Below are 4,412 nucleotides of genomic sequence, written 5' to 3' on the forward strand. Positions count from 1 at the left end.
TGCCGGTCGTACAGGTCCGAGAACGCTCTTCCGGAGAGTCGCCCGGCCAGTCGTGCGCCGACCGGGACAGCGGTAGTCGGTTCCTGGTCCTGGACGGGATGCGTCATGCGATCCACCTGCCGCGGGTCCGTGTGATCAGGTCCGCCGGGGGCAGGGGCGCTCTCTGCACCATAGACCTCCGCAACCCCCATGGCTACCACGCGGTTTGAGGGCCCGACGCCGGCAGCGGCCGGCTCGGTCACCGTGCTCTGACCGGGCAGTCGGGGCAGGGGTCGGACACTGCCTCTTCGCCACATGGCTTCGTTCACAGGGAGGCGGTTCCCCGCGCGGAGGCAGGGCGGCTCACACGCGCAGCTTCTCCGAAAGAAGTTGAGGAGGCTTTTCAGCAACAACGCTGCGGGCAACCGGCCTTCGACTGAACAGTGGTGACTGGGGGAGCGGTGGCGGCGAAGAAGACGTTCCGGTACGACGGCGACGGCGACGGCGACGACCACGACGCCGTCCCGGACCGGGGAGACGCACACATCAGCGGCGGCTGCTCCGGCAAAGCATCAGGCTCAGAATCAGGATCGGCCGCACGGACATTTCGCCGGGCTCTGGAGCCGGTCCGGTCTTGGGGAATGGGCCTGTTCCGCCACTGCGTCCGAGGAATCACCTCGTCCGGCCCGGAGCGCGACGACCTGCTTCTCCAGGGAAAGGGTGTGACAGCGGCAGTCGTCGCCTGGTCCCTGGCCAATTGGCTGCTGCCGTCGACCGTGACAACTTTCGCTCCTTTCACCGCACTTCTGATACTGCAGGTCACGATCTACCAGTCTCTACGTGACTGCATCCAGTACCTGACGGCCATGCTCCTCGGCGCCGCCTTGGCCGCGGGACTGGGAGCAACGGCCGGCGTTCACGCGTGGAGCCTCGCCGTGCTGATCCTCTGTGCCCTGGCGATCGGCAAGACCCAGCGGCTGGGCTACCAGGGAACCCAGGTGTCCGTGATCGGCATCTTTGCCTTCTCAGCAGGCCACGGGAGCCTTTCCTACATCGGTCATCTCGTCGCCTCGGTGGCCATCGGGGCGGCTTGTGCGATCACCGCGCATCTGGTTCTCGCGCCCGTCCGGCGAACCTCACGCTCCCGGCGCGCGGTCGAGCAACTCTCCACGGAGGCCCAGCAAGTCCTCACCCTGCTCTCCGTCGCGACAGCCGGCGAGGAACCGCTCAGCGAGAAGGACTGCAAGGAATGGGTCCGGCAGTGCATCCGGATTTCCGCCGAAGTCGACCGTGTCAGGGCTGTCATCGACGACGAGAGGGAGAACTCCCGGCTCAATCCCCGGCCGGCCCACCCCGGAGCCCACCGCCTGCTCACCCGCACCCACCCCACCATCACGATCGTGGACAGGTCCCTGTGGCACATCCAGTCCATCGTCCGCAGCCTCTCCTACGCCGCCGGTGGGGACTGCGACGTACTGCCCCGCGAATTCCTCCTGCCCTACAGCGATCTGCTGAGCCGGACCGCCCGCATCATCCAGCAGATCGTTCAGCAACGGGACGACACCGCCGGTCTCACAGCATCCTTGAGCGACGCGTGGTCCCGATACCGGGAGCTGGAGACCGGCAGCCACCACACGCCCGACGGGCCGCCGGCCCAAACGGCGCTGCGCGGCTCCCTCATCACCGACGTCGGCCGCCTCCTGAACGAACTCCACCAAGCGCTTCCCGAAGCACCTGTGAGCCCGAACAGCCTCGCGGCTCCCTGACCATCCCGCGGTCGGCGTCTGCCGTGGGCGCGCGGGCATCCGCCGTGCCGGGGCAGTGGACCGGGCGCGACAGCGGCCCACGCTGGAACCCGTCACCGTCATCAGCAGCCCCGGACACACCATCTTCCACCTGACACTCCCCGGCTGACATCGGTCCTGCCCCGTCACCGCGCCAGGGCCCGTCCTCCAGCTCACAGCCCAGGCGAATCCACCAGCAGGGCCACACCCGCAGTGATCACGAGACGCACCGCCATTACCACTCGGGAAGCGCTGCCGTTGGGTATGCGTGTCAGCCACGGTGTGCCGAGCACCGCGCCCCGTACTCACGCCCCTCCCGTACTCACGTCCTCCGAGGAGTTCTCTGCCGTGTGGCACGACATGCTGACCATTCAGATTCCGATCGCGGAGAAGATCATCCGCACGGTCGCGGTCTACGCCATGATCGTGGTTCTGTTCCGACTGTCCGGGAAACGCGGTCTCGCGGGCGTGAACACCTTCGACGTTGTGGTGATCTTCCTGCTGTCGAACGTGGTGCAGAACGCGGTCATCGGTCCGGACAACAGCTTTCTCGGCGGAGCGGTCGGAGCCGTCACGCTGATGGTCGTCAACGCCGCGGTGACCCGATGGCTGGCCCGCGATCCACGGGCCGCGAGGCTGCTTGAAGGAACGGCCACCGTCGTCGTGGCGAAGGGCAAACTCAGAGAACGGGCTCTGCGGCGCCTGGCCCTGCGACCTTCCGAGATCGAGCACGCGGTCCGTCTGCAGAACGGCGACGGCATCAGCGACATTGCCGAAGGCCGGCTCGAACCGGACGGGCAGTTGATCCTCACCCTCAAGACCGCACAGCAGGGTGCCACCCGCGATGACATCGAGGCGTTGCGGGCCCGGCTCGCCTCGATCGAGGATCTGCTGACAGTCCTCGTCGCCCGCCGCCACGACGGCAAAGGATCATGACCACTCGCCCCGTGCCCATCCCGCCGGTCTTGGCGGCCATGCTCTGCGAGTAACGCAAGAAGTTCGGCGCGGCCAAGGACGGTCGGCTGTTCCGTGCCAGCCGTGGCGGTCACGTGGCGCCGGCGGAGGTCGCACGTCTGGCGGGCCACAGCATCGCGGTCCTCTTCCGCTTCTACGTCAGAGTCATCCACGGCAGCCAGAGCAGGACCAGCGCTCAGATCGAGCGCGCTCGCGACGCTACGGACGACCAGGCCGAGAGCCCGGATCCGGCCTGAATCTGGAACACAAATGGACCACTAGCGCTGGTCAGAGGTGGGATACAGGCGGGACAGGACGAGACAGACACAAACGGAAGGGGTGTCTCCAATTCGGAGGCACCCCTTCTGATCTGCGCAAACCCTGACCTGCGCGGTGGGTGTGGGATTTGAACCCACGGTGACATCGCTGCCACGACGGTTTTCAAGAGGATCCAGCGGCCGGACGGCGTACGCCGCTAACCTGCATCGATCCCCCAGCATCGGCCATCGCACCGACCTTTGGGGGACGCCTGGGGGAGAGCAACCCTCAAGTCGAGGTGCTGTCGCCCTCGCGACGAGCCGAGGGGAGGAGAAGATCCCGCTCCGGATGCTTCTCTCCAGAGACCTTCCCCTGCACCCCGAGGTCCACCCGAGCCGCCTCGTGGAACTCGTTGATCCCCCGGAATGCCACACGGTGCAACTCCCGCCACTCCTCCAAGGTGCCAGTGGTCTTCCCGGTTGCCTGCCAGTCGATCGCGCGGATGGCGCTGTGCAGCTCGTGAGCGGCCTCTACGACGTCATCGCCACCGAGCAGCATGACTTGCTCGAACGACTGCCCCCGCAAGCGCTCGGCCTCGGCCAGGTCCGCGACCATCTCCGTCTCAGATGCCTCGCTCCTGCGAATCCCTTCCCGATGCTCGTACAGCCGCACCGCCAGGAAGATGCCAGCCCGCACCCGATCCACATACCCGCCGTACGCGTCCAGCTTCCGGTCATCCCACCGCGTCAACAGCTCCCGCCGATGCCGGCTCCGCTCCATCACGAAGTTGGTCAGATGCGTCGTCAACGCACCGAGCAACACCGCGGCGACAGTGACAAGTTGCTCGCCGGTCCCCAACCCATCCCCCAGAGACAGAAGTCATCTACATCTCTAGAGGATCTTAGGAGCGCGACCGGTCAGTCGGCAGAGCAAGGGCCCAGGACCTTTGCAAGGTTCGTTCCAGAGGACTCTCAACTCGTGAAGAGCTTCCTCCTGGATCGCTCCAGAACTGGCCGGATCTCTCACGTCGGCGCCGGTGGAGTGGACGTTTCAACGCTTGTGGGCCGATCGAAACGGCACGTCCTAGTTACGGCGACCGGGATCTGGTGGTATGCCTCGGCTACGGCGAGACGAGCAGTCGACGCAACGAGTAGGTCGGGCTGACAGCAAACTAGGACTTGTCGTCGATCTCTCGAAGCCAGTCACGACAGTTAGCAGCCCAGGTCTCGTTGCTGAGGGCTTCGTAGGCCTGCTGGGCTTCTGCGTAGAGAAGACGGGCTTCCCTGTACTCGCCCGTGAGCCGGTGGGTGTGAGCGATGCCGGTCAGCGCGCTGGCCCGGCCGAGGCGGTTGCCAACAGCAACGGCCAGGTCCAAAGCCTCGCGGTATCGCTCACGGGCTTCCCTGTACTCGTCCTGGAGCCGGTGGGTGTCGGCGA

General features: G+C 66.2%; 5 protein-coding genes. 3 read left to right on the forward strand and 2 right to left on the reverse strand.

Features of this window, described 5'->3' with window-relative positions; genetic code table 11:
• The first annotated feature begins 425 nt into the window (after positions 1 to 425).
• The 3 genes from ACFT9I_RS28880 to ACFT9I_RS28890 all read left to right on the forward strand — a co-directional run bounded on the left by ACFT9I_RS28880 (position 426) and on the right by ACFT9I_RS28890 (position 2,974).
• On the forward strand, positions 426 to 1,745 hold the full coding sequence (locus tag ACFT9I_RS28880; protein ID WP_382569008.1) for an aromatic acid exporter family protein: 1,320 nt from the start codon (positions 426 to 428) through the stop codon (positions 1,743 to 1,745).
• Positions 1,746 to 2,123: 378 nt separating this feature from the next.
• A complete protein-coding gene (locus ACFT9I_RS28885; protein ID WP_382569009.1) occupies positions 2,124 to 2,699 on the forward strand; it encodes a DUF421 domain-containing protein in 576 nt (191 codons plus the stop codon).
• Between the two features lie 113 nt (positions 2,700 to 2,812).
• A complete protein-coding gene (locus ACFT9I_RS28890; RefSeq protein WP_382569011.1) occupies positions 2,813 to 2,974 on the forward strand; it encodes a hypothetical protein in 162 nt (53 codons plus the stop codon).
• A 289-nt stretch (positions 2,975 to 3,263) separates the two neighbouring features.
• On the opposite strand, the gene ACFT9I_RS28895 is transcribed toward ACFT9I_RS28890, so the two are convergent.
• Both ACFT9I_RS28895 and ACFT9I_RS28900 read right to left on the reverse strand, forming a co-directional pair.
• Positions 3,264 to 3,833, reverse strand: a complete 570-nt coding sequence (locus ACFT9I_RS28895) for a hypothetical protein (protein ID WP_382569012.1) — start codon at positions 3,831 to 3,833, stop codon at positions 3,264 to 3,266.
• Between the two features lie 313 nt (positions 3,834 to 4,146).
• Positions 4,147 to 4,412, reverse strand: a 266-nt coding sequence (locus ACFT9I_RS28900) for a tetratricopeptide repeat protein (protein ID WP_382569014.1), incomplete at its 5' end; no start/stop codon positions are given.

It is taken from the genome of Streptomyces sp. NPDC057137 (assembly GCF_042670825.1).
Classification (GTDB): Bacteria; Actinomycetota; Actinomycetes; order Streptomycetales; family Streptomycetaceae; genus Streptomyces.